The sequence below is a fragment of the Nocardia sp. NPDC004260 genome, assembly GCF_053603155.1.
This window is the reverse complement of the sequence record NZ_JBSGEZ010000183.1, coordinates 1-3,903: the sequence shown is the minus strand read 5'-3', so window position 1 is coordinate 3,903 and position 3,903 is coordinate 1. Positions and strand designations below refer to the sequence as shown.

Annotated in this window: 3 protein-coding genes; 1 reads left to right on the top strand and 2 read right to left on the bottom strand. The window is 65.6% G+C overall.

All coding sequences use genetic code 11. From position 1 onward, the window contains the following. Positions 1-953 precede the first annotated feature (953 nt). Positions 954-1,247, bottom strand: coding sequence for a hypothetical protein (locus tag ACWEO7_RS38410; protein ID WP_452430640.1), 294 nt, complete (start codon positions 1,245-1,247; stop codon positions 954-956). A gap of 91 nt (positions 1,248-1,338) precedes the next feature. Next, positions 1,339-2,418, bottom strand: a complete 1,080-nt coding sequence (locus ACWEO7_RS38405) for a hypothetical protein (RefSeq protein ID WP_452430638.1) — start codon at positions 2,416-2,418, stop codon at positions 1,339-1,341. 1,180 nt (positions 2,419-3,598) lie between these two features. Between ACWEO7_RS38405 and ACWEO7_RS38400 the strand changes: the two genes are divergently transcribed. Next, the coding region (locus ACWEO7_RS38400; RefSeq protein WP_452430635.1) for a hypothetical protein at positions 3,599-3,903 on the top strand (305 nt) is incomplete at its 3' end.

Here is a 3,903-nt window from a genome sequence, read left to right as displayed (position 1 = left end):
CACGCTTCCTGTGTTCGGCCCATACTCTCAAGTCGCGAGCCAAGCGCTCTGTGAGATTGCGAAGCTCGGGGTACATTTACCTCATTCCGCCAGTGCAGGACTCCAGGCGGGCCAGTTATTCAACCAGCTAGGACAACGGATTTGATCCCGGCACGCCTCACGAAGCGGCGGCCCTGACTGCAGCCGCATCAGCTGCGGTGAGCGTGAAGAACCGGAACAACCCTTCACCACCGCTCTCCGAGGACTCCCCGCAGACGTTCCAGCTCCTCGTCCGCGAACACCCGCGTCGCCCACGAACCACACCCTCCAACCACACCGACCGACCTCATCACCAGCCAGCAAAGCACCACTGGCCCACATCCGCAGTTCGGCACCCCGAAACCCACCCCTAACAGCCGACTACGGCATATCCGCCCGATTTTCGGCGGATGCTACGGCGTCCCCTACCGCTGGTCACCGAGGGTAACAGTCAACTCCGTCCCCGGCGTCGCGACCAGTAATAGCTACTTGACATATCAGGATGGGGTGGCAGTGTCTCGGGTGAGGCCGGGGTCTGAAGCGTCGAGTTCGGGCACTGGTCGAAACGCCGCGGGCTCGGTCGTTCTCCACGGGCCGGGCCCTGCGGTGTCGTGTACGCAGGGTCCCGTGACACGCGTGAACCGTGGTAGCGGATATCCAGGCGGGCGCGGCCGTAGTGTCGGCGGCTGTCACGAGGCAATCCATTCCCTGCGGTCATCGTGACAGCGCTCGGAGGGGCGTAGACACCGGGTCCCGTTCACTCGCTCCTTTGCGGGTGGGGTCCCTGGGTGTCTCCCTCCGGGCGTCTCCCGACGTGATCCACGTTCTCCACGCGGCGATGGGCAGCCCGCCCCGACACCTCACCCACCGAGGGCGGGCAGTCGCGGATTGGTCCCTGAACAGACACCCCGACCGACGAGGCTCGAGCGCAGGGGCTATCCGCCTGGTCGTTCGTCGTCGAATAGCGGAAGCTGGTGTGCTGGAAAGGTGGATCCGCCGAGTTTGCGCAGGCATCGGGCGCAGGTGACTTCCGCCCGGGTCGGTGCCAGCGCCGTGGGGGACCATCCGGCTACGCCGGTGTGGCACAACAACTCCGGGACCTCCTCGTCACCGACCCACTGGCCGAGGCTGACCGCGTGCACGGTGCGCCCGGACCGGACGACCGCGTGCACGCCCGGGTCGCCGAACACCGCCCGAGTGGAGGCCGCCAGGGGCGCGATGTCGGTCATGCGCCCAACCATAAGGACACTCGCTGACATCGCACTGTGACTGACATCTATCGACCGGCTCTCCGCGCGAATCCTGCCCTCCAGCGGCAGGTCATTCCGCGACGTCGATCAGGGTCGCACGGCCCTGGAAGTTCTCTTTGTTGACCAAGGTCGGGTGTAGCCAGCGCACTTCGGGAGTCGGCGCGGTACGTGGCCCGGTCCAGTAGGTGTGCCAGTGCGCGCGGCGAAGGTGAGGCCGGACGCTGCCGCTGCTGCTGCTGCTGCTCCCGGTGCCGGTTTCGCTCGTGAGGTCTATTCGCCGCGCGGCCTGGAGGGCAGGCCCGACATCGAAGCCGAGGTCGATCAGTTTCTGGTCGGGGCGACGATTCTTCTTCCCCCGACGATCGTTCTCGGGTCGGCCCTCGCGGGCGTCGCGGCGGTCACTGCACAAGTACAGCAGCAGGCTCAGTGACAGGTTGTAGATGCTGCGCTGCTCGGCGTGGGTGACTGTGCCGAAGGTAGGCAACCGCGCAGCGAGCTCGATCAGGTCGTCGATGCTCCGGTTGCCGTCGAGGGGCACGAACACGGTGGCCTCCTCGTGGCTGGGTGCCAGTCCCTCGTAGCGGATCCTGGTGGCCAGAGCCACGTTCAGCCGCCGCGCCTGGGGGTCGGCGGTGGAACAGATCTGCTCGTGCTCGTTGGCGGCGGTGATGAGCATCCCCACGATCATCGGTGGCTCGCTGATTTTCAGGTAGCCATCGCTCGCGATCGGCGCGGGGATCGGGGTAGGGAAGGCGATGAAAGGGTCCGGATGCGGGAGCCGGGGGAAGATTTCGCACGGCACTGCGGTCTTGGTGTCCGTCTCGATAAGGCTCTCGGCCAGCCCCGGGTGTACTCGGTAGACGACGCGGTGCCGGCGCCACAACTTCGCTGCTTCAGCGGTCTGAACGCTGATCCCCATGAAGGTGGCAGCATCAGGCCCTGCGGCCGTCTCCATCTGGGCGAGAAGGACGCGGACCTGCCGGGCCCCGGCCGCGCCTCCGCTCGTCATGCCTGTGCGTAGCTGGTCGATGACCTGAGCGAAGCGGGGATCGCTACGCCCCACGTTCATGATTTCGATCGTGTCCCGGACGTAATCCTCAGCAACCCGAAGAGCCTGTTTCGCTGACATCAGGTTCTCTGCGCTCCCCATCACGCCAGTGTGACAGCACGCCCCTACGAAAGTTCGAAGACGAAAGCCCTGGACAGACGATCCATGACCTTCTGCCCGTTTCGAGCGCACCAAACAAACTGTCCGACAGTATTTTTCACATGCAATCGATGGAACGTGTATCAAACGCTTTGTCGCACAACATAGCTCGTGCTCAAATGGATTCCGTCGCGCCCGGTCCTCACAACACCGGGGGCGCGGCACCCGCAGGTAGGCAACGACCCCGGCTCCCCCATCAGCCGACAGTGAGGGAACCGGGGTCGTTTCGGCTCGCGTACCTGATCGTGCGGGGATTCCGGTCGGGGCGTGAAGGCCGGGTGGGGGAGTGATCGTGGCAAGTGTGAGCGGGCCTGATTGGTCAGGGTGCGGGGAGTGGTGAATGGCCATTGACACACATACCCACGGACAGGCTTACGGCGTTACCGAACCCGTCGCACTGATCCCTGGCCGACCCCCAGACGATGAACTCGCCCTCGTGCCCGGGGAAGGTGGTGTCGAATCCGCATCCCCTGCCGACCTGGCCTGCACGATCCGCAGGCACTGCACGCCTCAACTCCTGCTCGTCGGCGCGGTTGGAGACCATCTCTGCGCTCTCGCCGAAGGAGATGACGCTGTCGGCGCGGCGCCAGGACTCGAACGGTTCGCCTGCCGGGGTGACCGGGCAGCATCGCAGTACCCAGCGCCGTCCTGCGGGCGCGCAGCAGGCCACGGATCGAGATGCCCCATTACGGGCAGGGTTACGTGACTGGGCACGCAACCACCCCCGTCAAGGGTTCCGCCGCGCCTACCACGACGCCCGCAGAAGGCTGGAGGGCAACGCCAGGATCTGGTTGCCGCTTTTGCCGCTGGCGCGGGGGAAGGCGCGACCGAGAAACTGGCATGTGTCGAGTCGGCGCTGGCGCGGCGGCCGCGAGATGCTTCCTTGCACTGCAAGTTCTTTCGTAGCAGCCAGCGCTGCCAGCGCAGTGGCTCTCGTAGGGATTTCCCCCGTACCGGATGTGTTGGTGACTAGGCAGACTGGGCGGATGCTCGATTCGGCAAGGATTCACTCCCATCGGCCGACGGTGATCGTCGGTTTGTCGACTGATCGGTCCATGTCGCGTTGATCGGTTGCGCCCTGTGCCTGTATCGGTCGGTAACGCCGGGGCTGCCTGGACTTGGTGTGAGTTTCGAGCAGCAGATGCTGGCGGGAATCGAGCGGCTGGAAGACAGTGACGGCTCGGACCATCGGATGCTGCGGCGCACACTGCGCGCCACGGCCGCGGTCAGCCTCTCGGAGGACGAATGGATCCGCCGGACGCGGGCGACTGGGACCGTCCTGCAGCCCCGAGTCAGCGTCGTCGACGGTTATGTCGTTGGCTACATCGCCCAATGGCGTGATTCCCACAGCGCGCGCCTCGGTCCGGCGATCATCGACCTCGAGGTCGGGGCAGGCCTGAGCCTGCCCGAACTGCGGGACGGGTGGGA